The organism is Janthinobacterium sp. BCJ23 (assembly GCF_059617945.1).
Genome location: NZ_JCAQAW010000002.1, coordinates 381,504 through 407,273, shown reverse-complemented (window position 1 = coordinate 407,273; position 25,770 = coordinate 381,504). Strand labels below are relative to the sequence as shown.

27 protein-coding genes are annotated in these 25,770 nt (G+C 64.6%); 13 read left to right on the top strand and 14 right to left on the bottom strand.

Features of this window, described 5'->3' with window-relative positions; all coding sequences use genetic code 11:
* The first annotated feature begins 23 nt into the window (after positions 1–23).
* Positions 24–2,102, top strand: coding sequence for a TonB-dependent receptor (locus tag AC54AG_RS07950; RefSeq protein WP_496629958.1), 2,079 nt, complete (start codon positions 24–26; stop codon positions 2,100–2,102).
* A gap of 17 nt (positions 2,103–2,119) precedes the next feature.
* Complete coding sequence (locus AC54AG_RS07945) at positions 2,120–2,665, top strand: RNA 2'-phosphotransferase (RefSeq protein WP_496629957.1); 546 nt, start codon at positions 2,120–2,122, stop codon at positions 2,663–2,665.
* Positions 2,666–2,669: 4 nt separating this feature from the next.
* On the opposite strand, the gene AC54AG_RS07940 is transcribed toward AC54AG_RS07945, so the two are convergent.
* The 10 genes from AC54AG_RS07940 to AC54AG_RS07895 all read right to left on the bottom strand — a co-directional run bounded on the left by AC54AG_RS07940 (position 2,670) and on the right by AC54AG_RS07895 (position 13,909).
* A complete protein-coding gene (locus tag AC54AG_RS07940; RefSeq protein ID WP_496629956.1) occupies positions 2,670–3,884 on the bottom strand; it encodes a PepSY-associated TM helix domain-containing protein in 1,215 nt (404 codons plus the stop codon).
* A complete protein-coding gene (locus AC54AG_RS07935; RefSeq protein ID WP_496629955.1) occupies positions 3,884–6,352 on the bottom strand; it encodes a TonB-dependent siderophore receptor in 2,469 nt (822 codons plus the stop codon). Before AC54AG_RS07935 ends, AC54AG_RS07940 begins: the two co-directional genes overlap by 1 nt.
* Before the next feature lie 93 nt (positions 6,353–6,445).
* A complete protein-coding gene (locus tag AC54AG_RS07930) occupies positions 6,446–7,432 on the bottom strand; it encodes a FecR domain-containing protein (protein WP_496629954.1) in 987 nt (328 codons plus the stop codon).
* Positions 7,429–7,938, bottom strand: a complete 510-nt coding sequence (locus tag AC54AG_RS07925) for a sigma-70 family RNA polymerase sigma factor (RefSeq protein WP_219328914.1) — start codon at positions 7,936–7,938, stop codon at positions 7,429–7,431. Before AC54AG_RS07925 ends, AC54AG_RS07930 begins: the two co-directional genes overlap by 4 nt.
* Before the next feature lie 128 nt (positions 7,939–8,066).
* On the bottom strand, positions 8,067–9,269 hold the full coding sequence (locus tag AC54AG_RS07920) for a HupE/UreJ family protein (RefSeq protein WP_496629953.1): 1,203 nt from the start codon (positions 9,267–9,269) through the stop codon (positions 8,067–8,069).
* Entirely contained in the window at positions 9,266–10,477 is a 1,212-nt protein-coding gene (locus AC54AG_RS07915; RefSeq protein ID WP_496629952.1) for a tetratricopeptide repeat protein, read from the bottom strand. Before AC54AG_RS07915 ends, AC54AG_RS07920 begins: the two co-directional genes overlap by 4 nt.
* A 66-nt stretch (positions 10,478–10,543) precedes the next feature.
* The gene (locus AC54AG_RS07910) at positions 10,544–10,792 is read right to left on the bottom strand and encodes a hypothetical protein (protein ID WP_128143105.1); all 249 of its coding nucleotides are present in this window, start codon (positions 10,790–10,792) and stop codon (positions 10,544–10,546) included.
* 13 nt (positions 10,793–10,805) lie between these two features.
* Positions 10,806–12,305 (bottom strand): DUF4331 domain-containing protein, encoded by a 1,500-nt coding sequence (locus AC54AG_RS07905; protein ID WP_496629951.1) that lies wholly within the window; start codon positions 12,303–12,305, stop codon positions 10,806–10,808.
* A gap of 375 nt (positions 12,306–12,680) precedes the next feature.
* On the bottom strand, positions 12,681–13,328 hold the full coding sequence (locus AC54AG_RS07900; protein WP_072453486.1) for an NrsF family protein: 648 nt from the start codon (positions 13,326–13,328) through the stop codon (positions 12,681–12,683).
* The gene (locus tag AC54AG_RS07895; RefSeq protein ID WP_051991721.1) at positions 13,325–13,909 is read right to left on the bottom strand and encodes a sigma-70 family RNA polymerase sigma factor; all 585 of its coding nucleotides are present in this window, start codon (positions 13,907–13,909) and stop codon (positions 13,325–13,327) included. Before AC54AG_RS07895 ends, AC54AG_RS07900 begins: the two co-directional genes overlap by 4 nt.
* Positions 13,910–14,040: 131 nt before the next feature.
* Between AC54AG_RS07895 and AC54AG_RS07890 the strand changes: the two genes are divergently transcribed.
* The 8 genes from AC54AG_RS07890 (at position 14,041) to AC54AG_RS07855 (ending at position 19,541) form a co-directional block, all read left to right on the top strand.
* Positions 14,041–14,847, top strand: a complete 807-nt coding sequence (locus AC54AG_RS07890) for a DUF1223 domain-containing protein (RefSeq protein ID WP_072453487.1) — start codon at positions 14,041–14,043, stop codon at positions 14,845–14,847.
* The gene (locus tag AC54AG_RS07885) at positions 14,847–15,443 is read left to right on the top strand and encodes a cytochrome b/b6 domain-containing protein (protein WP_338678819.1); all 597 of its coding nucleotides are present in this window, start codon (positions 14,847–14,849) and stop codon (positions 15,441–15,443) included. The genes AC54AG_RS07890 and AC54AG_RS07885 overlap by 1 nt, the downstream gene beginning before the upstream one ends.
* A gap of 4 nt (positions 15,444–15,447) precedes the next feature.
* On the top strand, positions 15,448–16,224 hold the full coding sequence (locus tag AC54AG_RS07880) for a molybdopterin-dependent oxidoreductase (RefSeq protein ID WP_496629950.1): 777 nt from the start codon (positions 15,448–15,450) through the stop codon (positions 16,222–16,224).
* 83 nt (positions 16,225–16,307) lie between these two features.
* Positions 16,308–16,580: a pentapeptide MXKDX repeat protein gene (locus AC54AG_RS07875; RefSeq protein ID WP_046682828.1), complete on the top strand. Its 273-nt coding sequence runs from the start codon at positions 16,308–16,310 to the stop codon at positions 16,578–16,580.
* 131 nt (positions 16,581–16,711) lie between these two features.
* Complete coding sequence (locus AC54AG_RS07870) at positions 16,712–16,996, top strand: DUF6881 domain-containing protein (protein WP_331776479.1); 285 nt, start codon at positions 16,712–16,714, stop codon at positions 16,994–16,996.
* Positions 16,997–17,092: 96 nt separating this feature from the next.
* Positions 17,093–18,301: an MFS transporter gene (locus AC54AG_RS07865; protein ID WP_331776480.1), complete on the top strand. Its 1,209-nt coding sequence runs from the start codon at positions 17,093–17,095 to the stop codon at positions 18,299–18,301.
* Between the two features lie 54 nt (positions 18,302–18,355).
* Positions 18,356–18,838: a hypothetical protein gene (locus AC54AG_RS07860; RefSeq protein WP_331776481.1), complete on the top strand. Its 483-nt coding sequence runs from the start codon at positions 18,356–18,358 to the stop codon at positions 18,836–18,838.
* Positions 18,839–18,899: 61 nt separating this feature from the next.
* A complete protein-coding gene (locus AC54AG_RS07855; protein ID WP_496629949.1) occupies positions 18,900–19,541 on the top strand; it encodes a CatA-like O-acetyltransferase in 642 nt (213 codons plus the stop codon).
* On the opposite strand, the gene AC54AG_RS07850 is transcribed toward AC54AG_RS07855, so the two are convergent.
* On the bottom strand, positions 19,538–20,296 hold the full coding sequence (locus tag AC54AG_RS07850) for an AraC family transcriptional regulator (RefSeq protein WP_496629948.1): 759 nt from the start codon (positions 20,294–20,296) through the stop codon (positions 19,538–19,540). The two genes, AC54AG_RS07855 and AC54AG_RS07850, sit on opposite strands and share 4 nt — an antisense overlap.
* Positions 20,297–20,382: 86 nt before the next feature.
* Here AC54AG_RS07850 and AC54AG_RS07845 point away from each other — a divergent pair, with 86 nt between their 5' ends.
* Positions 20,383–21,144: an alpha/beta fold hydrolase gene (locus AC54AG_RS07845; RefSeq protein ID WP_496629947.1), complete on the top strand. Its 762-nt coding sequence runs from the start codon at positions 20,383–20,385 to the stop codon at positions 21,142–21,144.
* Here the strand turns inward: AC54AG_RS07845 and AC54AG_RS07840 are convergent, their stop codons facing one another.
* Positions 21,145–21,786 carry a LysE family translocator gene (locus AC54AG_RS07840; protein WP_034755914.1) on the bottom strand — a complete coding sequence of 214 codons (642 nt, stop codon included), beginning with the start codon at positions 21,784–21,786 and terminating at the stop codon, positions 21,145–21,147.
* Between the two features lie 106 nt (positions 21,787–21,892).
* Positions 21,893–22,969, bottom strand: a complete 1,077-nt coding sequence (locus AC54AG_RS07835; RefSeq protein ID WP_496629946.1) for a YeiH family protein — start codon at positions 22,967–22,969, stop codon at positions 21,893–21,895.
* A 106-nt stretch (positions 22,970–23,075) separates the two neighbouring features.
* On the opposite strand from AC54AG_RS07835, the gene AC54AG_RS07830 reads away from it, so the two are divergent.
* Positions 23,076–23,978, top strand: a complete 903-nt coding sequence (locus tag AC54AG_RS07830; RefSeq protein ID WP_070302580.1) for a LysR family transcriptional regulator — start codon at positions 23,076–23,078, stop codon at positions 23,976–23,978.
* A gap of 12 nt (positions 23,979–23,990) precedes the next feature.
* Here the strand turns inward: AC54AG_RS07830 and AC54AG_RS07825 are convergent, their stop codons facing one another.
* Positions 23,991–25,079: a flavodoxin family protein gene (locus AC54AG_RS07825; protein ID WP_496629945.1), complete on the bottom strand. Its 1,089-nt coding sequence runs from the start codon at positions 25,077–25,079 to the stop codon at positions 23,991–23,993.
* Between the two features lie 116 nt (positions 25,080–25,195).
* On the opposite strand from AC54AG_RS07825, the gene AC54AG_RS07820 reads away from it, so the two are divergent.
* Positions 25,196–25,768 (top strand): helix-turn-helix domain-containing protein, encoded by a 573-nt coding sequence (locus AC54AG_RS07820; protein WP_496629944.1) that lies wholly within the window; start codon positions 25,196–25,198, stop codon positions 25,766–25,768.
* The last annotated feature ends 2 nt before the right edge of the window (positions 25,769–25,770 follow it).

Genomic DNA, 25,770 nt, shown 5'->3' with positions numbered 1-25,770 from the left:
ACATCATAAAAACTGGAGACGCGATGCGATTGAGAAAACGCAAACTGGTAGCAGCTTGTGTGCTGGCATTGCTGGGCTTGGGGCGGCAGGCGGCGGCCCAGGCCCAGTCCGAGGCGGCTCCAGTTGCCGATGAAACACGCACCGTGCGCGTGACTGGCCACTACGACAACGCCGTCGGCACGTCGGATGCGGCCAGCCAGGGCGTCATCACTACTGAGTTGATTGTCAACCGGCCCGCCTTGCGCACGGGCGAATTGCTGGAATTCGTGCCCGGGCTGATCGTCACCCAGCACAGCGGCGACGGCAAGGCCAACCAGTATTTCTTGCGCGGATTTAACCTCGACCATGGCACGGATTTCGCCACTTACGTCGACGGAATGCCCGTCAACATGCGCACGCATGCGCACGGGCAAGGCTATTCCGACCTCAATTTCCTCATTCCCGAGCTGGTACAGCGCATCGATTACAAGAAGGGACCGTATTTCGCCGGCGAAGGCGATTTCGCCTCGGCAGGCAGCGCCCGCATCCGCCTGGCCGACAAATTGCCGCAGGGGCAGGCCAGCGTCTCCGTCGGCCAGCACGGTTATGTGCGCGGCGTCGTCGCCGATTCGTTCTCTGCCGGGTCAGGCACCTTGCTGGTTGGCCTGGAAGTGCACCGCAACAGCGGTCCCTGGGACGTGCCGGAGCGCGTGCGTAAATACAGCGGCGTGCTGCGCTACAGCCAGGGCACGCAAGACGACGGCTTCAGCGTGACGGGCATGGCCTATAAAAACAGCTGGAACGCCACCGACCAGGTGCCGCTGCGCGCCGTGGAATCGGGCCAGATCGGCCGTTTCGGCAGCCTCGCGCCCAGCGACGGCGGCGACACCTCGCGCTACAGCCTGTCGTACGCGATGCGCAAGCGCACGGACAACCGGCTGTTCGAGCTCGACGCCTACCTGATCCGCTCGCAGCTGGAACTCAACAGCGACTTCACGTATTTCCTTGCCGATCCGGAACAGGGCGACCAGTTCCAGCAAAGCGAGCGGCGCACGGTGGCCGGCGTGAACGCCAGCGAAAGCTGGACCATGGAGCTGTTCGGTCTTCCCCTGCGCAACAAGCTGGGCGTGCAGGCGCGTTTTGACTGGCTGTCGCCCGTGGGCTTGTACAACACGGTGGAGCGCGTGCGGCAGAGCACGGTGCGCGAAGACCGGGTGCGCGAAAGCAGCATCGGTCTCTACGGCGAAAACACGGTGCAATGGCTGCCCTGGCTGCGCTCCGTGGCGGGCGTGCGCTATGACGCCTACCGTTTCAAGGTGGACAGCAGCATAGACGGCAACAGCGGCTCGGCGAACGACCACGTGGTGTCGCCGAAACTGTCATTGATACTTGGGCCGTGGAGCAAGACGGAATTTTTTATCAACTACGGCAAGGGATTCCACAGCAACGATGCGCGCGGCACGACGCAGACGCGCTTGTCCGACGGCACGCCATCCACGCCCGTCACGCCGCTGGTGCCGACGAAAGGCATGGAATTGGGCGCGCGCACGGAATGGCTGCCGGGCCTGCAAAGTTCGCTGGCCCTGTGGCGCCTCGACATCGCGTCGGAACTGCTGTTCGTCGGCGACGCGGGCGAGACGGAAGCGAGCCGCGCCAGCCGCCGCCACGGCATCGAATGGAACAACCATTATATTGCCGCACCGTGGCTGCTGTTCGACCTGGACCTGGCCGCTTCGCGCTCGCGCTACACGGAAAATGATCCGGCCGGCAATTTTATTCCAGGCTCCATCGACAAGGTGGCGTCGTTCGGCGTGACCGTGACGGACCAGGGGCCGTGGTCGGGCGCCGTCCAGTTGCGTTACTTCGGCCCCCGTCCCCTGATCGAGGACAACAGCGTGCGCTCGGCCTCGACCACCCTTGCGTATGCAAGAGTGGCTTACCAGCTCAACCGCAAGACGCGCGTCTCGCTCGACGTATTCAACCTGTTCGACAAGCGCGCCAGCGACATTGATTATTACTATGCGTCGCGTTTGCCTGGGGAAGCAGCGGAAGGCGTGAACGACCGGCATTTCCATCCGGTGGAGCCGCGCTCCGTGCGCCTGACCTTGTCATATGCGTTCTGACAAGGCTACACTGCGGCATGACAGATCATTTGGTAAATAGCAGTAAATTCCTTTCCCTCATACTGCGCCACGCGCCCGAAAAAATCGGCCTCGCGCTCGATCCCCAGGGCTGGGCCGACATCGGCCAGCTGCTGGCGCTGGCGGCCCAACATGGCCGCCGCCTTTCCCGTGAACAATTGGATGAGGTGGTGGCGCGCGACAGCAAGACGCGCTATGCCATCAGCGATGACGGCTTGCGCATCCGTGCCAACCAGGGGCATTCGCTGTCCGCCGTCGATATCGGCTTGCCGCCGTCCACGCCGCCCGCCGTGCTGTATCACGGCACGGCCAGCCGCTTTGTCGACGCGATCCGCGCCGGCGGTTTGCTGCCGGGATCGCGCAACCACGTGCACCTGTCCAGCAACCACGAAACGGCCGTGGCCGTCGGTGCGCGCCATGGCAAGCCCGTCGTGCTGACGGTGGATGCGGCCGCCATGCTGGCGCAGGGCCACGTGTTTTACGTGTCCGACAATGGCGTGTGGCTGACGCCGGCAGTGCCAGTGGCCTTCATCGGCTTTCCCTGACTAATTAATGACTTAGCGCTTTGGCCCTGGCTTGCCCCTGACGCTTGCGGCGCCAGATCAGCACGCCCGTCACGCTCAGGCCCGCCACCAGCACGCCCATGGCGCAAATGAACAGTTTGAAAGGCCAGCCCCACATCGAGGCCATGTGCAGGGCGCTGATCCAGCTGCGGATGGTGTCGCCGCTCGCTGCACCCGTGGGTAGCCAGGTGGCCAGCTGCCGGCCGCTGGCCGCATCGAAAAAGACGGTGGTCAGGCCCTTGTGGGCGCGCACGTCGCGGCTGCTGCGCACGTTGTAGCTGTACACGCCCAGCGCGCGTTCGTAGGCCAGCGCGTTTTCCTCGATGATGGTGAATGCGTGCTGGCGCGCCAGCGCGTCCATCAACTGGCGGCCCTGCGTGCGCGCGGCAGGCCAGTCCAGCTGCGGCCCCGGCGACGGCGTGTGCCGCGCGACGATTTCCTCGGCACCCTGGTGGGCAAACAGCGGATGCATGACGGCCGCATACGCACCGTACAGGTTGAAGGCGACGCCGCTCCACGCAAACACCAGCAGCATGGCCCACAGCCACAGGCCGCCCGCGCGGTGCAGGTCGAACACCAGTTTATAGCTGCCGCCATGGCGGCGCAGCAGCCATGACGGGCGCCAGCGCAGCAGCCAAGGTTTGCTGCCCGGCGAGCGTTTTTTCAGGCGCGCGGGGAAGGTCAGGGCGGCGCCGATGAAGCAGTCGACCGTCCAGATGATGGCGATCAGGCCGAACATCAGCAAGCCCGTGTCGCCCAGCGCCAGCGCGTAATGCAGGCGCTCGATGAAGGGCAGCAGGTTGATGGCGCCCTCGGTGATCTCGCCCCAGCGGCGCTGGCCCAGCACGGCCCCCGTGTAGGGATCGACGAACACTTCGTCGCTGGCCAGCGGCGCATTGCCGGACTGGCGCAGGTAGAACACCATGCTGTGGCCTTGTGGCGCAGACAGCGGCGCGTAGCTGACCTGCGCCTGGGGAAAGCGCGCGGCGATCGTCTCGCGCAGCTGCAGGGCGTCGAGCGGCGCGGCGTCGTGCATTGGCGGCGCTACGCGGAAGACGGCGGGCAGCATGGCCGCCTCCAGTTCATCCTTCCACGCGAGCGCGCTGCCCGTCACGCCGGTCACGATGAGGAAGCCGGCCATCAGCAGGCCGGCATAGCGGTGCAGCGCCGCCAGGACGGGGCGCATGTGCAGCGATGGCATCAGAAGCGGTACATCGCGCTGACGTTGGCCGTGCGTTCGGCATTGCGGTAGCACAGGTTAGGCAGGTAGCCGCAGTCATACAGGGTCTGCTTGTTCAGTACATTGTTGACGTTGAGGGCAAACTGCCACGGCCCGCGCGACACGCCCAGCGCCGCATCCCACTGCGTGATGCCGCCATTGCGGATGTTCAGGTTTTCGCCATCGGAATTCGAGCGCATGGCGCCGAGAAAACGCATGCCCAGCGCCGCATACGCGGGCAGGCTGCCGGCCAGCGTGAACGATTGGCGGGCCCAGGCCGAGGTGCTATGGCGCGGCGCGCCCGCTTGCTGCAAACCCAGGTCGCCATTGTTGCTCTTTGTGACCTCCGTATCGAGGTAGGTGTATTGGGCGATCAGGCTCAGGCGGCTGGCGAACTCCGTGCGCGCTTCCAGTTCGACGCCGCGCGACTTGACCTGGCCCGTCTGCAGCAGGAAACCCGGATTGCCGATGTCGGACGTGGAGACATTGTCGCGCACCAGGTCGAACACGGCTGCCGTATAGCTGGCGCGCTGGCCTACGGGTTCGTAGCGGACTCCGGCTTCAAACTGCTTGCCGCGCGACGGTTTCAAGGCGCCGCCGCCCATCGCCGTGCCCAGTTCGGGCGAGAATGAACTGGCATAGCTGACATACGGGGCCCAGCCGCCATCGAACAGGTAGACGGCGCCCAGGCGGCCCGTGGTGGCCGATGGCGACTGGTGGTAGTCGGGTTTGACGGCGCCGGTATTGAGGTCCGTGACGTCGCGCGATTGCGTGGCCTTGTCGCGGCGCAGGCCGGCCGTGACGACCCAGCGGTCCCATTTCAATTGATCCTGCGCGTACAGGCCCAGCTGGCGCGAAGGGGCATCGGCGCGCGTGGGCGCCTTGGACGGGACCAGGGGCTGCTTGCCGTACACGGGCTGGTACAGGTCGAGCGGCTCGATGAAGCCCCGCTGGTGGCGGTAGTCGTCCGTGTTGCGGATGTTCGCGTAATCGACGCCCAGCAGCACCTGGTGCGCCAGGCCGCCCGTGGCAAACCGCGCCTGCAGCTGCGTGTCGGCGAACAGGCTTTTCGAGTCCGTGTCGACGGGCCAGAAATATCGATCAACGGTACCGTCGTCGTTCAGACCGCCGGGGAACATGTCCGTGCGGTCGTTCTTCAGGCGCGTATAGCGCAGGTTCTGGCGCAGCAACCAGGTATCGTTGAATGTGTGCTCGAACTCGTAGCCCAGCATGGTGTTGCGGCGCTTGAAGCGGTTATCGTCGCCCATCAGGTTCACACTTGGGTCGACCTGGCCGCGCGGGCCAGGCACCAGCAGCTGATTCGGAAACGCGTACTGCTGGTTGTCCTGCTCGTAGCGGGCCAGCAAAGTCAACCGCGTGGCGGGGCCTGCCTGCCAGGTAAGCGAGGGGGCGAAGTACAGGCGGTTGTCGCGGTCGCGGTCCAGCCGCGTATGGGCTTCGCGGCCCAGCATGACGACCCGGTAAGTCCAGGCGCCTGGCGCGTCCAGCGCACCGCCCACGTCCGCTTTCAGCTGGCGGCGCTGGTAGCTGCCGTACTCAATTCCCACTTCGCGCACGGCGTCCGCACTGGGACGCTTGCTGACGGCGTTGACCATGCCGCCCGGCGGAATCTGCCCGTACAGCACGGATGCGGGGCCGCGCAGCACTTCCAGGCGTTCCAGTCCGTATGGCTCGATCGAGGCGCCAAAAGTGCGGCCCGAATTGCGCAAGCCATCTTGCAGGATGCCGTTCGTCTCGATGGTGAAGCCGCGCAGCAGCGAGGAATCGTCGCTGCCCAGCGGGCGCTGGTTCGGCGTCACGCCGGCCGTGTAGCGCAGGGTTTCGTCGAGCGATTCGGCATTGCGGTCGCTGATTTCATCGGCCGTGACCACCGACACGGATTGCGGGTTTTCATTGAGCGCCGTATCCGTCTTGGTGGCCGAGCCGGCGCGCCGCGCCACGTAGCCGCGCACGGGACCCGTCGCCGTTTCGCGTTCGCTGCTGGCATTGATGGTGATGGCGGGCAGGGTGGCGCTGGCCTGGGCCGGCGTGGCTGCCGGTGCAGGGGCAGTCTCCGCCCGCAGCGCATACGCGCCATTGGCGCCCGCCACCACGCGCACGCCCTGGCCGCGCAGCAGTTCCTCGAAACCCTGGCGCACCGTGTAGCTGCCCGCCAGGCCGCCGCTGCGCTTGCCCTGCAACAGGGCCGCGTCGGCCGACAGTTCCACGCCGGCCGCGCTGGCGAACGTGGTCAAGGCCCGTTCCAGCGGTCCGGCGGGGACCGCGTACTGGCGCTTCGCTTGCGTCGCGTCGGCCGTCTGCGCGCAGGCGGCAGGGGCCGTGACGGCGACGGCGCCCACGGCGGCGCCTGCGAGGAACAAGGCCTGGATGGCGGCGGCGAGGGGAAACGGACGCAGTTTGTGCGCGGGTGCGGTCAGGCGAGGGGGCATGGTGCAAATCCTTGGAAAGTGGCGGGAAAAAATCGGTTCTTCCCGTATTCCGAACGAAAAGCCAAAACCCTCAACGTTTTTTCACTTATTTTTTCAGGCGGCCTGGCGCGGCCCCACGCTGACCCAGTAGCGCGTGCGGTAAACCAGCTGCACGGGCAGGCTGGCGGCCAGGTTGGCCAGCGAGCGTTCCGTGTCGCGCAGCGAATACACGCCCGTCACGCGCAGGCCGGCGATCGATTCGTCGCAGCGCAGCATGCCGTGGCGGTAGCGTCCCAGCTCGGCCAGCAGCTCGTCCAGGGGCATGCGCTCGGCCACCAGGCTGCCATCGGTCCAGGCGGCGGCGCTGTTTTCGACGTTCGTCACATCTTGTACTTCCAGGCGCGTGTAGCCAGCCTGCTGGCCCGCCTGCAGGTGCAGCGAGGGGGCGCCGTCCTGCATCGGCTGCAGGGCGACTGCCCCTTGGAACACGGCGACACGGCTGTCGCCGTCATCGAGGCGCACACTGAAGCGCGTGCCCAGCGCCGTGGCCGTGCCTTGCGGCGTTGCCACCAGCAGCGGACGGTAGACGGGCGCCGTTTCGTGCGCGCTGGTGACGAGGATGGCGCCCGCGTGCAGCACGATGCGCCGTTCATTGGCGCCGTAGCGCACGTCGATGGCGCTGGCCGTGTCGAGCACCACTTGCGTGCCGTCGGCCAGCACGATGGTGCGCGTCTCGCCGACCGACGTGCGGTAGTCGCTGGCGGCGCGCTGCCACAAGTCCGTTTCGTGCGCCAGCAGGGCCGTGCCCCCGCCCGCTGCGATCAGCCCCAGCAGTTGCAGGGCGCGCCGGCGGCCGGCGGCATGGCGCGGCGCCGGCGCCAGGGCGCTGCGCGCCACGTCGCGCGGCAAAGTGTCGAATTGCCGGGCGAAGCGCTGCAGCCGGGCCCAGGCCCGTTCGTGTTCGGGGTGGGCGGCGCGCCAGGCGGCGCAGGCGTCGGCATCGGCCGCGCTGGCGTCTTCCGCCCACAGCCGCGCCATCCACTCGGCGGCGCGCTGCAGCGCGGCGGGGGCGATGGGGGCGCTGTCCAGCTGGGAGCTCATGCGAATTGCGCCGCGCAGCAGGCCAGCAGCGCGCGGGCGATGTATTTTTCCACCGACGAGACGGAAACGTCCAGGCGCGCGGCGATGTCGGCGTAGCCCATGCCTTCGAGCTTGCACAGCAAGAAGGCGTCGCGCACTTTAGCGGGCAGGCTGGCGAGGATAGCATCGATTTCCATCAGTGCCTCGACGATCAGCGCGCGCATTTCCGGCGTGGGTGCGGCCGCTTCCGGCTGCGCGGCGATGGCGTCCGCGTAGGCTGATTCGATATGCCGGCGGCGGAACAGGTCGACCACGAGGCCATTGGCGATCTGCGCCAGGTGCTGGCGTGATTCGTCGCGTCCGGGCGCGCGGCCCCGCGCGAGGATGCGCAGATACGTGTCGTGCGCCAGGTCGGCCGCATCGAAGGCGTTGCCCAGCTTGCGGCGCAGCCAGCCCTGCAGCCAGCCGTGGTGGTCGCTGTAGAGCACTTCGATTTGCCGGTGCAGTTCCAGTTCGGGGCGTAGCATGCAACCTTTCCATGCCATGGTCCGCGGACAAACAGGCCTTGATGCGATTGAGAATTGTTCGTATTGTAGCCCGGTTGTGCGCGCTTGTGGCCGGCTTGTGGCCGGCTAGTGGCTGTCCAACAACGCCATCAGCTTGAAATCAGCTTGATGTCGACCACTCTCTCCACCAGCCAGACGGCCGCCACCAGGGCGATGGCCAGCGAGCCGACGGTCAGCACTTGCCGGTACAGCCACGTCTTGCGCAGCAGCCAGACAGCGGGCAGGAACGCGGCGACGATGGCCAGCTGGCCCAGTTCCACGCCCACGTTGAAGCCCAGCAGGCTGGCCAGCAAGGAACCCTGCGGCAAGCCCAGGTCGCGCAGCACGCTGGCAAAGCCGAAACCGTGGATCAACCCAAACGCGAAGGCGGCTACGGGGCGCTTGCCGCGGAACAGCGGCAGCAGGTTGTTCAGCGCGGCCAGGATCACGGAGGCGGCGATCGCCGATTCCACCCAGCGCGATGGCAGCGAGATGAGCGACAGGCTGGCCAGGGTCAGGGTGATGGAATGGGCGAGTGTGAAGGCGGTGACGACTTTCAGTACGTCGATGAATGCGCCTCTTAACACCCAGCTCAAGACCTGGGGTCGGACCCGCCGGGTCCGACCCCGGCTCTCCGCTGCGGGGGGCAACGGATTCTGCGGCACGTTTGAGCGTGTGGACTGGTGGGCTTGAGGCAGCAGCACGGCTGGCAGCAGCAAGGACAGCAAGAACAGGATATGGTCGTAGCCGATCCAGATATGCCAGACGCCGTGTTTCACATAGGCGCCGAACTGCGCCAGGCGGTCGGGCGCGGCCAGGGAAAGCGTCTGGCGCGGGCTGTCCGGGTCGAAGATGGCCGTTTGCGTATTGCCACCGCTATCGATTTTGACGAGTCCCTTGTGCTGCGGATCGAGGTCGGCGAACAAGGTGTAGCCGATGGCGAGACTGGCCGGCGCAGCGCCGGGGCAGCTGGCCTGGAAGCGCAGCACGCTGTAGGCGCCGTCGGTATGGTTGTCGATCAGCTGCTCGACGGCTTTCAAGGGGCATGCGCCCTGGTCGCTGGCCACTTGCAGGCGCTGCAGCGCGTACGCGGCGATGGCTTCGTGGCGCGCGCGGATTTCATCCCAGGTCAGGGCGTCATCGCCATTGCCATCGAGGCCGATGGCGAAATCGAGGTCGCGCAGGGCGATATCCCATTGTCCTTCGATCTGCTGGCCGTGGACCTCCAGGCTCAGGTAACTGTCGCTGGGCTTGTGGGCTTGTGCGGGAGAGAGCCAGGCGCACAGCAGCAGGATGAACAGGTATCGCTTCACAGTACACCTGCCTTCTTCGCAGCACTGATTTTTGCGCCATCCTGTGGCCCCAGCTGCCTGACGAGGCGCTGCAAGGCCACGTCTTCCACGCCATTGGCCGCGATCCAGGCCAGCACGGGTTGTGCCGCCGTATAGTTGCGCGCGGCCAGCGATGCTTCCAGCAAGATGCGCATGTCGGGCACTTCCTTCTGGATGGCCCAGTTTTTCTGCGCCAGTTGCAGGGCGGCGGGAACATCCTGCTGCAAAAACAGGGCGAAGCGGGCCTGTTCGCGCTGGTGCACGGTGTCGCCGCGCTGCATGGCGGCGTTGAAGCGGGCCGCCAGCTCCGCTTTCGCCGCCAGGAAGGCCGGCTGCTGGCCGGGCAGCGCCTGCAGGGCCAGCGCGTAGCGCAGCAGCAGGGCATCGATGCGCTGCTGCTCTTTCAGCAGCTTGGCGACTTCCTGCGGGCGCTGCCGGTCGAGCAGGAAATCCGCGTAGGCGCCCAGCAGATAGCTGTCGTGCGGCTGCTGCGCCAGCGCCTTGGTGTGGCGGGCTTCGGCCAGCGCCCACTCTCCGCGCCGGGTGGCCATTTCCGCCAGCAGGGTTGCGGCCCAGCTTTCCAGTTCGGGCGCCGCGCCGGCGCTACGCTGCAAGGTCAGGTCCAGCAAACGCTCGCTGGCGGCGGCGCGGCCCGTGACGCTGGCGATGTTGGCAAGGCAGGTGACGGTGACGAGCTGCGTTGTCAAGGCGGACAGCCGGGCGCAGCTGGCGGTCGCTTTCGCATAGTCGCCCTGCACGGTGAGCACGGTGGCGCGCGTCAGCCACGCTTGCCCGTTGGCCGGCTCCTGCGCGATGACGGCGTCGAGATCCTGCAGCGCGGGGCCGAAATGGTGGGTGCTTTGCAAGATGGTGGCGCGCAGCAGGCGCACGGGGACGGGCGGCGCCGGTTGCCGCCACCACGGCGCCAGCGCCGCTTGCGCATAGCCCAGGTAGCGCGGATCCGTGTCGCTGCGGGCCAGGGCAATGTAGCGCTGCGCCAGGCCGCTGGCCAGGGCCAGGTCTTGTGGTTTGGCGTCGAGTTGCTGGCGCAGGCCGCGCAGGGCCAGCTGCGTGGCATCGGCGCGGCGCGGCAGCTGTTCGATGACGGCGCTGCCATCTTTTGGCGTGTAGGGCGCGGCCCATGCCAGCAAGGGCAAACAGGCGCACAGCAGGGAAATCGGTGTTTTCATCGTGGACGCCATCGACGGGAATGGGTACGGGCGCCGGGGAGCTGACTCCCCGGCGCCCGATGGGGCTTACAGAGGCACCGGCTCCGTATTGTCCGGAGACGTCGCCATGATGGCGTCGATGCCGACGCCATCCTTGTCATCGCTGGTGGTCAGGATGACGTTGCTGACGGCCACATAAAATGCGTCAAGCAGGACGACGGGGGGAGGATTGACGCCACCGTCGCCATTATCGCCACCGTGGCTGCTACCGCCGCCACCGCAGCCGGCCAGCAGGGCCGTGAGCGCCAGGGCGCCGCATACATAGAGCTTTTTCATCGCGTTCTCCTGGTTACAGCTGCGGCGAACCGGCCACGGGATTTTTCAGGTAGGGGAAGCCTGCCGTGAACGACGTTTCGTCGAGGAAGGCGCCATCCGTGAAGTGCAAGCCGCCGGCTGGAGCGTCGGCCGGGGCGCAGCCGATGTTCAGGGTGCACAGCTTGCCCATGGCCACGCGCAGGACGACGTCGACCACGTCGTCGCCAGGGCGGCGGCCGTTCGGGAAGCCCGCGTTATCGCCGCCGATGACGCCGAGGCGGTTCTGCGCACCGACGTTGGTGGCGGCGATGGACGTATTGAGGCGCAGCATTTCCGATGCCGTCACGGTGACGGGCTGGTTCACGCCCTTGATGCCCGTCAAAAAGGTGGCGACCAGGTCGTTGCGGGGGAAGTTGGTGGGCGCCTTGGCGCCGGCCGAGCCGTACAGCACCTCCACCAGGGCTGGCGCTGTCGGGTTGGTGACATAGTCGGCAAATTGCGCGTCGCCCGACGGCTTGCTGGCGTTGAAGCGGTCCTTGTCCTTCAGGCCGATCACCAGTTCATTTACCAGCGGCATGCCCAGGCGCGACACTTGCACCCACGCGCCGCCTTCCTTCGACGCCGCGGTGGCCGTGCCGGGAGCAGGATTCAGCAAACGTCCCTGGCGCAGGCTGGCCGTGGTCCAGCCGCCGATGACGGGGTCGGCACCGGCCGTCAGACAGGCGGTCGGCACTTCCATTTCGATGGCCGTGACGTTTTTCTTGGCCAGGTCATCCTTGGCGGCCGACTCCGCATTCGCGGCAAACTCCGTGGCGGGCGCCTTGATGTTGATCAAGTCGAACGTTTCGCCCAAGTTCACGACGAACGGGTCCTTGCGCTGGCCGACGAACAGGCGCGCCGGCGTGGCGCAGCCGGGAATATTGACGGCGTACACATGCTGAGCGGCATATGCGGCGTAGTTGGGAATGGCCTTGTTGCCGATATTGTCGACGGGCTTGTCGAAGGTCGTGCCGCCGCCCGTGGCATTCGTGACGCTGCTGCGCGTGCCCGTGCGGCGGTCGCCCCGCACCACCGTCACGCTGTAGGTTTCGCGCACGTTCAGGCCGGCCGGGTTGACGGAATCGATGGCGCCGCCGTTGATGACGAGCGGAATCGAGACCTTCTTGCCGCCCACGGTGAACTGGCCATCCTTGATGGTGTTGGTGAAACGAAACTGGAAGGTGAGGTCTTCCTTGCCGTCGCCATTGTTGTCGATATGGATTTCGTACAGCGCGTTCGGGTCCATGGCGAAGTAATTCGGCCCGCCGTAAGCATCCTGCAGGGGAATATAGTCGGCCACCAGCGTGGTGTAGGCGCCGCGCCCCGTTTCATAGCTGCGGAACATATAGAAGTCGGTGGCGTCGACCTTGGGGTTTTGCGTGATGAACGGTGCTTCGCGGTGGCTGGAAGCGAAGGCCGATGGCGCAATCGCCAAGGCCAGCAGGTTGCCCAGGAGGGCGGCGCCCAGTGCGGTTTTCGAGTGTAACAATGACATGTCGATTCTCCCTGATTGTTATGTGCATACGTAGGACTAGCGGGAATTACGGGGCTGCATCAGTTGTACGGGGCGCCAGCACGATCGGATTCATTTCTTGCAAATTATTTTTAGGCAGCGGAATGAACGGCCGTCGATCGTCAGGGGGCTGGCGCACGAGGTCGAATCTACGTGGATATTGCACGTCAGTAAGAAAAAATATTTTGTGGACAAGAAGAGACGCCGCCGCCAGTGATGGCGATAGCCTGTTGCGCTATGTCGCAGTGTCTGCGAAGGCGTGCACGGGGCGCGTGGGAATGCTTGAGTATGCGGATATGGAGACGATAGACGCTCGAAATCCGCTTGACCGGCGCCCCGCTTGCGGGGAGAGTGCGCTTACCAGGCCAGCACTTTGGGGCCGATGGCCGCGCCGATGGCAGTCGGCGCCAGCATGCCCAGCACGTACCAGAAACCGACGAAGCTGGCGGCCAGCTCGGGGCAGTGCAGGCAGTACACGAGGGCCGCCATGGCGCCGGCGGCAAACCCGGCGGCAGCGCCGGCCAGGCGCAGGCGCGTGGGCGCCAGCTGGCGCATCAGGCGCAGCACAGCGGCCAGGATGGGCAGCGACAGCAGGGCGATGAGCAAGGGACAGCTGCGCCAGGTGGCGCCCCAGAAAAGCTCGGCGCGTTGTTCGGGCAGGGCTGCCTGCAGGATGATGGCGCCCAGCGCCCACATCAGCAGCAGCGGCATGGCGAGCAGCAGGGGCAGGGCGCGCGTGGCGGCGCCCGGCACGCACAGGCGGCGGCTGACGTGCCAGGCCGCCAGGGAGAGGCAGATGACGAAACCGACCTTGATCCAGAAGTCGGGCAGCAGGGCCAGCTGTTCCAAATTGGGCCGCACGCCCAGCAGCATGACCATCAGCGTCACGCTGGCCAGCAGTCCGGCGCCCAACGTGGACGCGGCACGCCAGTGCGTGCCCGGGGGCGGGGCGGCTGCCACGTCGGGGCCGTTGGCCAGCATGGATATCAAGTCATCGGTTTTCATGGTGTCGTTATCCTCAAGTTGGCTGCCAGTGCCTTCAAGCCGCGATGTACTGCCACTTTGACGCTGGCTTCCGAAATCTGCATGGCCGCGGCCGTGTCGCGCACGGACCAGCCGTCGAGCTTGGTATGCACGATGGCGTCGCGCTGCTGCGCCGGCAAGGTGGTCAGCAGCTTGCCCAGGTCGCGGCTGGCCTCGGCCGCCTCGGCATCGGCGCTGGAAAACAGTTCCTGCGCGCTATCTTCTTCGTCGTACGGCAAGTGCTGCGCCTCGCGCCGCCCATGCCGGCGCAGCCAGTCGATCAACTTATAGCGCGCGATCGCATGGATCCACGACGTCAGCGGCACACCCGTATCGTAGGTCAGGCGCTGGTTGTGGATGGCCAGCAGACACTCCTGCACCAGGTCTTCCACCTCGTCCGGCCAGCGCAGCAGGCGGCGCCGGAAAAACGCGCGCAAGTGCTGGCTGCTTGCCTGCAAAAAACTGCGGTAGGCCGCCGCATCGCCATCGAGCCCGCGCAGCATCAAGCCATGCAGCCGCAATTCCGTGCCATGCAGGTGTTCGCTTACAGGTATTCGTTGCATGCAGGCCTTTGGTGACAGGCGTTGAAAAAAATAAATTCAAAAAATAATGGAGGGTGGCTGTAACCAATCCGCGGCATGCGGCGAATTGACAGGCAAGCACGCTTCTTAATTCAATATACCGGGTAACGACCATGGACATCAAGCACCGCCTTGCAACACTGCTTTTACCCGTACTGAGCATGGCTGTGGTCGCCCCGGCCATGGCGCAAATGGCAGTCGGCCAGCGCTGCGCCGTGCAAAGCGGGCCGCAGACGGCGGCGCTGGTGGAGCTCTACAGCAGCGAAGGCTGCTCCAGCTGCCCACCCGCCGACCAGCGCCTGAGCGCCTTGCGCAAGGAAGCGGGAGCGGCCAGCCTGATCGTGCCGCTGGCCTTGCACGTCACCTACTGGGACCAGATCGGCTGGACGGACCCGCTGGCGCAGGCGCAATTTGATGCGCGCCAGGCCGAATTGCTGCGCCACCAGCCGCGCCACGTGGCCTACACGCCCCAGTTTTTTGTGGGCGGCACGGAATTGCGCAGCTGGGATACGCAACTGCCGGCCGCCATCCGCCGCATCAACGCCACCGCCGCGCCCGTCAACATCGGCCTGTCCGCCACGCCGGGGCCCGGTGGGAAACTGGTGCTTGAAGCCAATGCCAGCGCGCCGGACGCGCAGACGAGCGGCCAACTGTACGTGGCCATCAGCGAAAGCGCCATCGTGTCCAAAGTGCTGCGCGGCGAAAATCGCGGCGCCACCCTGCATCACGATGCGGCCGTGCGCCTGTGGCTGGGGCCAGTTGCGCTGGAGCAAGGCCGTGCCCAGCTGCGCCGTGAAGTCAAGCTGCCCGCCAGCTGGCGCCCGGAGCAGCTGCAAGCGGTGGCCTTCGTGCAGCGCAGCGACAGCAGCGCCATCCTGCAAGCCGTCAGCACGGCATCCTGCGCGAAGGGAGCGATGTGATGAACGGACAAGCAAGCGTGATCCATCCAGCCTGGCTGCGCATCACGCACTGGCTCAACGCCGTGGCCGTCGTGGTGCTGGCCACCAGCGGCTGGCGCATCTATAACGCGGCGCCGTTCTTCCCGTTCGAACTGCCGCGCGTCCTGACCCTGGGAGGCTGGCTCGGCGGCGCCCTGCAATGGCATTTCGCCGCCATGTGGCTGCTGGTGGCCAATGGCTTGCTGTATCTGATCATCAATATCGTCTCGGGGCGGCTGCGGCGCCAGTTCTTTCCCCTGTCGCCGCGCTTGCTGCTGGCTGATTTCATCGCCGCGCTGAAGGGCAAGCTGGCCCATGCGGACCCGCGCCACTACAACATGGTGCAGCGCGCCGCCTACCTGTTCGTCATGCTCGACTGCATCGTGCTGGTGCTGTCCGGCCTGGTGCTGTGGAAATCCGTGCAATTTCCCCTGCTGCGCGAGCTGATGGGCGGCTACGAGAGCGCGCGCAGGGTCCACTTCATCGCCATGGCACTGCTGACGGGCTTTGTCGGCGTGCACCTGCTGATGGTGGCGCTGGTGCCGCGCACCCTGGTCGCCATGCTGCGCGGCCGCTAAGGAGATGAGCATGAAAAAAACCATCATCGTGCAAGAGCAGGGCCAGGCCATGCTGGCCGACGCCTTGCGCCAGATCAAGCAGCCGTCGCGCCGCCTTTTCCTGCAGCGCAGCTTGACCCTGGGCGGCCTGTCCTTGCTGACGGGCTGCAACGCCAGCGACCCGACCGGCATCGAGACAGCCTTGACGGCGGTGTCGCGCTTCAATGACAAGGTGCAAGGCTGGCTGTTCGACCCGAGCAAGCTGGCGCCCACGTATCCCGATTCCATGATCACGCGACCGTTTCCCTTCAACGCGTATTACGGCGAGGATGAAGTGGAAGAAGTTGACGGCGAGGCCTGGCGCCTGGAATTGAGCGGCCTGATCGCCGACAAGAAAGCGTGGACCCTGCCGCAGCTGCGCGCCTTGCCGCAGGAAACGCAGGTGACGCGCCACATCTGCGTGGAAGGCTGGAGCGCCATCGGCAAGTGGGGCGGCGTGCCGTTTTCCCATTTCCTCAAACGGGTGGGCGCCGACACGACGGCCAAATACATCGGCTTCAAGTGCGCCGACGATTATTTTACGAGCATCGACATGGCCACGGCCCTGCATCCGCAAACCATCATGGCCCTGACGTATGACAGCCAGGAATTGCCGCCCAAGTATGGCTACCCGATGAAGCTGCGCATGCCGACCAAGCTGGGCTACAAGAACCCCAAGCACATCCAGGCGATTTTCGTCACGAATTCCTACCCGGGAGGGTATTGGGAGAATCAGGGATACAACTGGTTCGGCGGCTCTTGATTACTTTTGGCAACACCTGTAGCACAGCAACAGCTTTACCACCGGGCAATCTCGCCCATCCCACACTGAGACAAGGACTTATCATGAAAACCACCATCACCGCCATCATCGCTTCCGCCATCCTCATGTCGGGCGCCGCTTTCGCCCAGGACGCCATGAAAAAAGATCCGATGGCCAAGGATGCTTCGGCCGACGCCATGCACAAGGATGCTATGGGCAAGGACGGTATGAAGAAGCCGATGGCCAAGAAACACATGAAAAAGGATCACATGGCCAAGGATGGCATGGCGAAAGACGGCATGAAAAAGGATGAAATGAAGAAAGATGGCATGGCCAAGGATGCGATGGCCAAGTAAGGATAAGTAAGGCGGCTTGCCTTGCGCCGCTGTCAGCCTCGACCGAAGCTGACAGCGACGCTAGTTGCATCAGAGTTCCATTGGGGCATGCTATATTTGCATTATCTTTCTCTCAATGCGGGAATTTTCCGATGCGCTATATCGACGTCACATGGTTCCATGAGAACAAGGCTGATCCGGTGCGCCTGATGTCCGAGCTTGACCGTAATGGTTATGAAACGCGCAAACTGGAATTTTTCATCGGTGGCGGCGTCGGTTTCGCCCATGTTACAGCGGCATCGATGGCTGTCGAACTGGGGAGCGTGCCAGTCCCACCGCTAGACGAGATCAATGCTCATGCCGAGTTTTCCGGGGTGGAAATTTGCCAGGCGGACTTCGAGCAGGCGTGGCGCCAGGCGCTAGGCAATCAATGCTAGTGCGGCGCAAGCTTGCTTGGCGTTGCCAAATCAAGATGATCCGCGCCGATTGGTGTAAGCTGATCGCCTCGTGATTTCCCGCATGTATCGTCATTCATGACCGACCCCTCCGCCACCGCGCTGTCCGCCACGTCCACCGCTACCGACAAGTCCCTGCGCCGCCGTTCGCTGTTCGCCGCCTGCAGCGCGCATGCCGTGCATGACGGCTTGACGGACGTGATCTATGTGCTCTTGCCCATCTGGCAGGCGCAGTTTGCCATCAGCTATGCCATGGTAGGGCTGTTGCGCGGTTCGTACTCGGGCATGATGGCCGGTTTCCAGTTGCTGGCCAGCCGCATGGCCAGGCGCTGGGGACGCGAGCGCCTGCTCGTGGGCGGCACGGCGCTGGCCGGCGTCGCCTACCTGGTCGCGGGGCAGGCGGGCGGCCTGGCCGTGCTGCTGTTCGCCTTGCTGCTGGGCGGTCTGGGCGCCAGCACCCAGCATCCGCTGGCCTCGTCCATCGTCACCGATACGCATGAGGCGGGCGGCGGCGTGAAGGAAGCGCTGTCGCACTACAATTTTGCCGGCGATATCGGCAAGACCTTGATACCCGCGCTGGTAGGCTTGCTGTTATTGGTCTGCAGCTGGCAAGCCAGCGTCTCGCTGCTGGGCTTGCTGGGGCTGGCGGCGGCCGGCTTGCTGTGGTGGCTGCTGCCCAAGCCCGGCGACATCCAGGCCAGCCAGAAAAAAGTCAGCAAGCCCATCGCGAGTAATGGCTCGCCAGCGAGTTTCCGCGCCTTGCTGGCCACGGGCACCCTGGACAGCGCCGTGCGCATGGGTTTTCTCACTTTCCTGCCATTCCTGCTGAAAAGCAAGGGGGCGGGCACGGCCGGCATCGGCGTGGCCTTATCAATGCTGTTCGTGGGCGGCGCCTTCGGCAAGCTGCTGTGCGGCTATCTGGGCGCGCGCATCGGCATGATGAAGACCGTGTGGCTGACGGAATCGATGACCTCGCTGCTGATCGTGCTGGCCCTGTGGCTGCCGCTGGCCGGCGTCATGGCCATGCTGCCCCTGCTGGGGCTGGCGCTGAACGGCACCTCGTCCGTGCTGTACGGCGCCGTGCCGGAACTGGCCGAGCCCGGCAAGCGCGAGCACGCGTTTGCCCTGTTCTACACGGGCAGCATCGGCGGCGGAGCGCTGTCGCCCGTGCTGTTCGGCGCGCTGGGCGACCATACGAGCGTGAACACGGCCTTGCTGGCGCTGGCGGCCGTATTGCTGCTCACTTTGCCGCTGGCGTGGAAGGTGCAGCGGGGTTTGGCAAACTGAGGGGTATGGAAAATTGCCTTTAAATTATCATTTGACGCATTTCAAGAGCTAAACATGCCACAACTCGCTAACATTGGGGATGCCCAGGCTGCTGAACTGGCCTGCGCGCATATACTTGCGCAAAAGGAATTGTTCTACAAAAATATGTTCTTTCATGAGGGCGATAATTTGCTCTGCGGCCGTCTTCTTGCTGCCTTGGGCAGCAAACCGGTATTCGGCAACAGCGGCATCGCGCCTGTCCTGTTGCTGCATTACTCGGACCAGGCCGGATTGGCGGAGTTTCGTGCCGGATCGTTTTGGACGCTCGGCGTTTCGCTGGACAGGGGGCGCATCCGGCGGCTCACGAATGTGCCAAATATGAGCGACATCAAGGCCGTGTATGCGATGCGCTATGCACAGGAGATGGCGCATGCCGATGGCACCCGTTCGGGTGAATATGCAAGCTTTGCGTTCACCAGGCAGGCAGGCGCTGAAGAAGTTACCTTGTTCCAGGACGTCGGCAGCGAATACTTTGTCTGCCTGCCGTTTTCCAATTGAACCATCCGGGGCGATGGCAGCACAGCTTGCCCGCGATCACCCCATCGTCTACACTCGCCGCATGAAAAATTTTGAAAAGCGGCGCGACCGCTATGACTTGTTCCGGGCGTTTGACAATCCCCTCGTCAACATCAACTTCCAGCTCGACGTGCCGGACTTCCGGCCCTGGTGCAAGGAACGGAAAATCCCCGTATTCCACTTTTTCCTGTTCTGCCTGCTCAATACAGTCAGGGAGATCGACAATTTCATGTACCGCATCCACCAGGGCGAAGTGATCAGGATCGATGATTTCCCCGCCTCGTACACCGTCATCAACGGCGACGAGAACCTCAACTACACGCGCTTCGCGATGACGGACCAGCTCGATCTATTCATCGCGCGCAGCCTGGAAGCGAAACGCCTGGCCGAAGCGAGCAGCGCGCTGATCAACACGGGTGAGGGAGAAACCGAGCGCGAGCAGCGCAACAATATCTTCATCACCTGCCTGCCATGGCTGGAACTGGCGGCCATCGAGCACCCGATTTACCGTCACCGAGACACCGACATCCCGACTTTTACCTGGGGCAAGTTCGGCCCCGCGCAGGACGATGGCCGTATGCGCGTGCCGTTTTCCGCGCAAGCCCACCATGGCTTTGTTGACGGTTACCATGTGCAGAAACTGGCGCTGGCGCTGGCGCAGCGCATCGCCGCCATCATCTCCTAGTCCAGATAATCGCTGGGCGTCTGGCCCAGCACACGGCGGAAGGCGGCCGTGAAGGCGCTGGGGCTGGCATAACCGAGGTCGAGTGCGATTCGGGTGACGGCTTGTCCCTCGGCCAGCCGTGTGATGGCGGCCAGCAGGCACGCTTGCTGGCGCCACTGGGCAAAGGCCAGTCCCGTCTGGATGCGGAATTGCCGCGTAAAGGTGCGCCGGCTCATGCCTGCCTGCGCCGCCATCGCATCGAGATTGCTGTCCAGGGTCGGTTGCTGGAGCATATCCATGCATAGCTTTGCCAGCCGCGGTTCCTGCGGCAGGGGCGCACTCAGGGGCAGGGGCCTGGCGGCAGCAATCTCATCGAGCAGCAAGGCCATCAATCGTCCTGCCCGCGATTGTTCCGCATACAGGGCGTCGACGGTCACGGCCTCGGCCAGTAACTGGCGCAGCAGCGGCGGTGTGCCCAGCACTTGGCAGTGGGGCGGCAAGCCGGCCCCGTCGATGGCGGCTGCGCCGATAAACACGTTGTGCATGGTCACGGCGCCATGCATGCGCATGCCGTGGACGAGCTCGGCCGGTACCCAGCAAGCCCGTTGCGGCGGCACCAGCCAGCTGCCTTGCGGCGTGTGCACGCTGATGACGCCGTGCGCCGCATACGCGAATTGCCCGCGTGCATGGCTGTGGCTAGGAAACATCGCGCCTGCACCATAGTCGCGCGCCGTGACGATCAAGGGGCGCGGCACTTCCGTATAAAAATCATCCATGGCCCGTACTCTACAGTATTTGACCTGCCATCGAAGGCGGGCCGACGGCTGGCCGCTTACCATCACACTCTTTTTCAGGAGTGAATATGCACAACACCTATCTTCGCGTGGGCCATGGCCCCCACGCCGTCATCGTGCTGCACGGCTGGTTTGGCGACGCGCACGCGTTCGGGCCGATGGAAGCGGCCCTCGATGGCGCCAGTTTCAGCTATGTCTTCATGGACAATCGCGGCTATGGCGGCATGCGCGGCGCACATGGCAGCTACTCGATGGACGAGGTCGCCCGCGACGCGCTGGCCCTGGCCGATGCGCTCGGCTTTGCCACGTTCAGCGTGGTCGGTCACTCGATGGGCGGCATGGCGCTGGAACGGCTGGCCTTGCTGGCGCCCTTGCGCCTGCGCAAGCTGGTGGCCGTGGCACCCGTGCCCAGCTGCGGCGTGGCGCTCGATGGGGCGGTGCGGCAACTGTTTCTCGACGCCAGTGGCAATGTGCAGGCGCGGCGCGCCATCATCGACCGCAGCACGGGCGAACGCTTGCCGGCCGCTTGGCTGGACTGGAAGGCGCAATACTCCTGGGAAAGTGCGGATCCGACCGCGTTTACCGCCTATTTTCTCGCGTGGAGCGGGACGGATTTTAGTGAAGACATCAAGGCGGCGCGCGTGGAACTACCGTTGCTGGCGCTGGTGGGGGAGCATGACCCCCGTTTTGATGCGGCCCTGATGCGCCGCACGTATCTGGCGTGGTACCCGCAAGCCCGGCTCGAGGTGCTGGGCAATGCGGGACACTATCCGATGAATGAAACGCCGCTGGCCCTGGCGGCCAGCATCGAGGCGTTTCTACTGGCGTAATTACGCGGCCTTGCTGCGCAGGCGCAGCAGGCTCAGGCCCAGCAGGACGAAGGCGCCGCCCGTGATGCGGTTGAACAGCTTGGCGCGGCCCGGCGTGGCCAGCTGGGTTTTCAGCAGGCGCGCCAGGTTGGCGTAGAACAAGTGGGCCAGCATGGCGCAGGCAACAAACGAGGTCGTCAGCACGGTGAACTGGATGGCCACGGGTTCGCCCGGCGTGATGAATTGCGGGAACAATGCCGAGAAGAACAGGATGGCTTTCGGATTGGTCAGCGCCACCGTCAAGCCCTGGCGGAACAGTTTCCAGAAGGAATTCGGATTCGCCGCGCCAGCCACCACAGGGGCATCGGCCACGACGCTGGTCTTGCTGCGCCATTGCTTGATGCCCAAATAGACCAGGTACAGGGCGCCAGCCAGTTTCAGCAGCATGAAGGCCGTGGCCGAGGTGGCGAGCACGACGCCCATGCCGGCCATGGCCACGCCGGAAATGATGAACAGGCCAAAACCATTGCCCATGCTGCTGATCATCGCGCGGCGCGGGCCGACGGCGATGGCATTCGAGATGGCCAGCAAGACGGCCGGGCCGGGAGAAAACGTGACGAGCAGGGCGACGCTGCAGAAAAGCAGCCAGTTCGAGAGGTGCATGGATGTTCCTGGATGGGGCCGAAGCCGGTTTGAGAGTCAAAACACCTGTATTGTACGAAGTTTTCGGCTCCCGCGTCAGCGGCCCCGGCTTGAATCCGGCTCGAGATCAGGCAAACAGGCTGGCGACGACGTGGTTGATGGCGGCGCCACCGGCGATCAGCCAGCAGAACAGCAGGCCGGCCAGCAGCAGGGGCTTGATGCCGGCGCGGCGGATGGCCGACATATGCGTCGTCAAGCCCAGGGCCGCCATGGCCATGGCCAGCAAGGCGGTGTCGAGTTCGGTAATGGTGGCCACGGTGCCCTCTGGCAGCAGGCCCAGCGAATTGAAGGCGACCACGGCAATGAAGATGAAGGCGAACCAGGGGATGGCCAGTTTGGCCGCTTTTTCCTTGCCACCGGCCTTGGCCTTGCCGCGCGCCAGCACGGCCGACAGGATGACGAGGAACGGTGCCAGCATCATCACGCGCACCATCTTGGCGATCACGGCCGCATTCGCCGCTTCCTGCCCGATCGACTTGCCGGCCGCCACCACTTGCGCCACTTCATGCACGGTCGAGCCGATATACACGCCAAAGGCGGCAGGTGTGGCACCCAGTACATGCCAGCCCAGGTTCAGCTGGTACAGCAAAGGATATAAAAAGATGGCGATGGTGCCGAAGACCACGACCGTCGAAACCGCCACGGTGACATCCTCGCTGCGTCCCTTGACGACGGGTTCGGTCGCCATCACGGCCGCCGCGCCGCAGATCGAGCTGCCCGCGCCGATCAAAATGGCGCTGTTGCGTTCCAGCTTGAACACCCTGGTGCCGAGGAACATGGCCAGGCCAAACGTGGACGCCAGCACCAGCGCATCGATGGCGATGCCGGCCAGGCCGACCTGGCCGATATCCTGGAAGGTCAAACGGAAGCCGTACAGGATGATGCCAAGTCGCAATAAAGTCTGCTTAGAAAAGGCCACGCCCGCGCCGCAAGTGGGCGCGAGGCGGCCATACATGCTGTTGCCCAGCACGATGCCCAGCATGATGGCCAGGGTCAGGGCACTCATGCCGTGGCTTTGCATCCATTCCAGCTTGCCCAACTGAATGGCGCCCCAAGCGATTGCGCCGCTCAGCAGCAGGCCAGGCAGAAGGCGGCCATAGCGGTCGCTGAAGCTTGTTGTGTTCGTTGTTGAGAGGGATGACATACCGTACTCCGTGTTCTGTATTCGTATGCCATGACTGTACAGTTCGCTGATTAAATGGTAAAACGGATTGTTTTTGTATGTTTAACTGAAAAAATAGGTAGATGAGATGGCGTTGACCTTGCGGCAGTTGCAGATATTCCTCGCCGTGGCGGACACGGGCAGCACCAGCGCGGCGGGCGACCTGATTGCCCTGTCGCAATCGGCCACCAGCGCATCCCTGAATGAGCTGGAAACCTTGCTGGGCGCGCAATTGTTCGACCGTGTGGGCAAGCGATTGCTGCTCAACGACAATGGCCGCCTGCTGTTGCCGCAGGCGCGGCAGATGCGCGACGGCGCCGCCAGCATTGAGCGCCAGTTTGCGGGTGCCGACCCGTCCGTGCCCGTCAGCCTGCAAATTGGCGCCAGCACCACCATCGGCATCTATTTGCTGCCGCAGATCCTGGCGCAGGCGGCGCAGCAATACGGGCGCAGTATTCCGCAAGTGACGATTGCCAACACGGCCGACATCGCCGCCGCCGTGGCGGAGTTCCGTGTCGATATCGGCCTGATCGAAGGGCCGTGCCACGAAGCGGGCTTGCTGGTCGAGCCGTGGCTGACGGACCAGATGCTGATCGTGGCCGCACCCACGCATCCGCTGGCGCAACTGCGCCATCTGCTCAGCTTTACGGAACTGAACCAGGCAGGCTGGCTGTTGCGCGAAGCGGGCTCGGGCACACGCGAAGCCGTGGAGCAGGCGTTGGTGCCGTATCTGCACTATCTGCGCGCCGCAGGCGAATTCAGCAATTCGGAAGCGATCAAATATGGCGCGGCGGCGGGCTTGGGCATTGCCTGCCTTTCGCGCGTCGTCGTGGCCGATTTGCTGGCTAGCGGGCAACTGGTGGAACTGGAAACCATGTTGCCGCCATTGGAGCGCAACTTTTATCTGATCCGCCAGTCCAAGAAGATACTGTCGCCGCGCCTGGCCGGTTTCCTGGAACTGTGCCGCCACGCATCGCGCATGGCGGGGTAGTGGTGCCGGGTTTTATTTTGGACGTGGAGGCTGGAGTTCCGCATCGGGCGGCGCCAGCGTGCCTGCGTGCAGCCGTTGGACGGCTACCGCCACGGCGCGCGCCACGTTGCGCACTTCTTCCTGCAGATTGGTGTCATGGTCGAGAGTATCGTGGCTTTGCGCGTAACTGTCGTAATAGCCGATGTAGCGGTCCAACCGCGCCTTGGCGCCTGCGTCAACCAGACCCATCCAGTCCAGCCAGTCGGACAGGCCCCGCCGCACGCCTTCGATGCCGGCCACGTCGCCGTGCACGACGAGGCCATACGCGCGCCCGGCCAGGTGTTTCGGGTAATTCCAGCCTTGCAACTCCAGGGCCTTCGCTTCCATGGCTTTCTTGCCGTGCGTGGACGTGGGATCGGGATTGCCGCCATCGGCGCACACGAGCCGGTCTATCATCAGTTTCAGCACGCTGGGCGTCTGGTACCAGTACACGGGCGTGAGGATGATGACGGCGTGCGCGGCAGTCCAGCGCTCGTAAATCTCCGCCATCCAGTCATTCGTCTGCCGTTCGCCATGGTTCGGGTAGCAACTGCATGGCCAGTGGCACAGGGGCATGGCCGTCGAGACACAGCCCTTGCACGGGTGAATGTGCAAATCATAAGAGGAGGTCAGCAGGCTCAGGTCCAGCACGTCCGTTTCGATATTATCGGCCTGCAGTACTTCCCTGGTCCATTGCGTCATGCGCCAGGTTTTCGACATCTCGCCAGGGCAAGAACCGTCATTGCGCGCCGCACCGCAGATCAGCAGCACGCGCGATGCCGTGGCGGGATCTTTCTGGCGCGCTTCGGCGGCCAGCAGGCGGTCGCGCGTGGCTTTCCACTCCACGGACAAGTCGTAATCGGGGTCAAGAAAACCGGGCCCGGCCTTTTGTGTCACGGGCGCCTTGCGGCCTTCCTGGTAATTCTTCCACGCCACTTCTTCCACCTGCACCAAGGCGCCGCGCACGGCGTCGAACGCGGGATCGGCATATGAGCGAATGAACTGCAAATGGAATTCGACCCTGCCCAGCGGCGCGGGCGCCTGGCCCAGACGTGGCTGGGGAGTGGCGGGAGTGGAGGCCATGGCTTTTCCTTGAAGTGATGGCGTATCGTGCCTGGGGAGGGCTTGCTGGTCTGTGCGCTGAACAACTGTGCAGCAACTGCTTGCCAAATTCTCTTTTGTGGGATAAATTCCCATATATGGAAAATCCAACATTGACTGATAACGAGACGGAACAGCGGCTGGCCGCGCGTTTGAAACAGTTGCGCGTGGAGCAGGGCTGGTCGCTGGACCAGCTGGCCAGTGCCAGCCAGGTCAGCCGCGCCACCCTGTCACGCCTGGAAAATGGCGAAGTCAGCCCGACGACTAGCGTGCTGGGCAAGCTGTGCGCCGCGTATGGCCTGGCCATGTCGCGCCTGCTGCGCATGGTGGAAGACGATTTTCCGCCGCTGCTGCGGCGGGTTCAGCAAAGCGTATGGACGGACCCGGACACGGGTTTCCGGCGCCGCTCCGTCTCGCCCCCGTCACGCGCGCTGGTCGGCGAAGCGCTCGAATGCGAGCTCGATGCGGGCGTGACGATCACTTATGCCGCCTCGCCCCGGCCCGGCATGGAACACCATCTGTTGCTGCAGGAAGGCAAGCTGAACGTGACCGTCGACGGCCGCGCGTACGATTTGCTGGCCGGCGACTGCCTGCGCTACCAGCTGCACGGCCCCAGCGCGTTCACGACGCCGCCAGACAGCGGCGCCCGCTATTTTCTCTTTCTTGTCTGAGG

What these genes read in the sequence shown, in the direction of transcription:
- AC54AG_RS07950 (WP_496629958.1), top strand. Translation starts at nt 24, where the DNA reads ATGCGATTGAGAAAACGCAAACTGGTAGCAGCTTGTGTGCTGGCATTG.
- AC54AG_RS07945 (WP_496629957.1), top strand. Translation starts at nt 2,120, where the DNA reads ATGACAGATCATTTGGTAAATAGCAGTAAATTCCTTTCCCTCATACTG.
- AC54AG_RS07940 (WP_496629956.1), bottom strand. Translation starts at nt 3,884, where the DNA reads ATGCCATCGCTGCACATGCGCCCCGTCCTGGCGGCGCTGCACCGCTAT.
- AC54AG_RS07935 (WP_496629955.1), bottom strand. Translation starts at nt 6,352, where the DNA reads ATGCCCCCTCGCCTGACCGCACCCGCGCACAAACTGCGTCCGTTTCCC.
- AC54AG_RS07930 (WP_496629954.1), bottom strand. Translation starts at nt 7,432, where the DNA reads ATGAGCTCCCAGCTGGACAGCGCCCCCATCGCCCCCGCCGCGCTGCAG.
- AC54AG_RS07925 (WP_219328914.1), bottom strand. Translation starts at nt 7,938, where the DNA reads ATGCTACGCCCCGAACTGGAACTGCACCGGCAAATCGAAGTGCTCTAC.
- AC54AG_RS07915 (WP_496629952.1), bottom strand. Translation starts at nt 10,477, where the DNA reads ATGAAAACACCGATTTCCCTGCTGTGCGCCTGTTTGCCCTTGCTGGCA.
- AC54AG_RS07910 (WP_128143105.1), bottom strand. Translation starts at nt 10,792, where the DNA reads ATGAAAAAGCTCTATGTATGCGGCGCCCTGGCGCTCACGGCCCTGCTG.
- AC54AG_RS07905 (WP_496629951.1), bottom strand. Translation starts at nt 12,305, where the DNA reads ATGTCATTGTTACACTCGAAAACCGCACTGGGCGCCGCCCTCCTGGGC.
- AC54AG_RS07900 (WP_072453486.1), bottom strand. Translation starts at nt 13,328, where the DNA reads ATGAAAACCGATGACTTGATATCCATGCTGGCCAACGGCCCCGACGTG.
- AC54AG_RS07895 (WP_051991721.1), bottom strand. Translation starts at nt 13,909, where the DNA reads ATGCAACGAATACCTGTAAGCGAACACCTGCATGGCACGGAATTGCGG.
- AC54AG_RS07890 (WP_072453487.1), top strand. Translation starts at nt 14,041, where the DNA reads ATGGACATCAAGCACCGCCTTGCAACACTGCTTTTACCCGTACTGAGC.
- AC54AG_RS07885 (WP_338678819.1), top strand. Translation starts at nt 14,847, where the DNA reads ATGAACGGACAAGCAAGCGTGATCCATCCAGCCTGGCTGCGCATCACG.
- AC54AG_RS07880 (WP_496629950.1), top strand. Translation starts at nt 15,448, where the DNA reads ATGAGCATGAAAAAAACCATCATCGTGCAAGAGCAGGGCCAGGCCATG.
- AC54AG_RS07875 (WP_046682828.1), top strand. Translation starts at nt 16,308, where the DNA reads ATGAAAACCACCATCACCGCCATCATCGCTTCCGCCATCCTCATGTCG.
- AC54AG_RS07870 (WP_331776479.1), top strand. Translation starts at nt 16,712, where the DNA reads ATGCGCTATATCGACGTCACATGGTTCCATGAGAACAAGGCTGATCCG.
- AC54AG_RS07865 (WP_331776480.1), top strand. Translation starts at nt 17,093, where the DNA reads ATGACCGACCCCTCCGCCACCGCGCTGTCCGCCACGTCCACCGCTACC.
- AC54AG_RS07860 (WP_331776481.1), top strand. Translation starts at nt 18,356, where the DNA reads ATGCCACAACTCGCTAACATTGGGGATGCCCAGGCTGCTGAACTGGCC.
- AC54AG_RS07855 (WP_496629949.1), top strand. Translation starts at nt 18,900, where the DNA reads ATGAAAAATTTTGAAAAGCGGCGCGACCGCTATGACTTGTTCCGGGCG.
- AC54AG_RS07850 (WP_496629948.1), bottom strand. Translation starts at nt 20,296, where the DNA reads ATGGATGATTTTTATACGGAAGTGCCGCGCCCCTTGATCGTCACGGCG.
- AC54AG_RS07845 (WP_496629947.1), top strand. Translation starts at nt 20,383, where the DNA reads ATGCACAACACCTATCTTCGCGTGGGCCATGGCCCCCACGCCGTCATC.
- AC54AG_RS07840 (WP_034755914.1), bottom strand. Translation starts at nt 21,786, where the DNA reads ATGCACCTCTCGAACTGGCTGCTTTTCTGCAGCGTCGCCCTGCTCGTC.
- AC54AG_RS07835 (WP_496629946.1), bottom strand. Translation starts at nt 22,969, where the DNA reads ATGTCATCCCTCTCAACAACGAACACAACAAGCTTCAGCGACCGCTAT.
- AC54AG_RS07830 (WP_070302580.1), top strand. Translation starts at nt 23,076, where the DNA reads ATGGCGTTGACCTTGCGGCAGTTGCAGATATTCCTCGCCGTGGCGGAC.
- AC54AG_RS07825 (WP_496629945.1), bottom strand. Translation starts at nt 25,079, where the DNA reads ATGGCCTCCACTCCCGCCACTCCCCAGCCACGTCTGGGCCAGGCGCCC.
- AC54AG_RS07820 (WP_496629944.1), top strand. Translation starts at nt 25,196, where the DNA reads ATGGAAAATCCAACATTGACTGATAACGAGACGGAACAGCGGCTGGCC.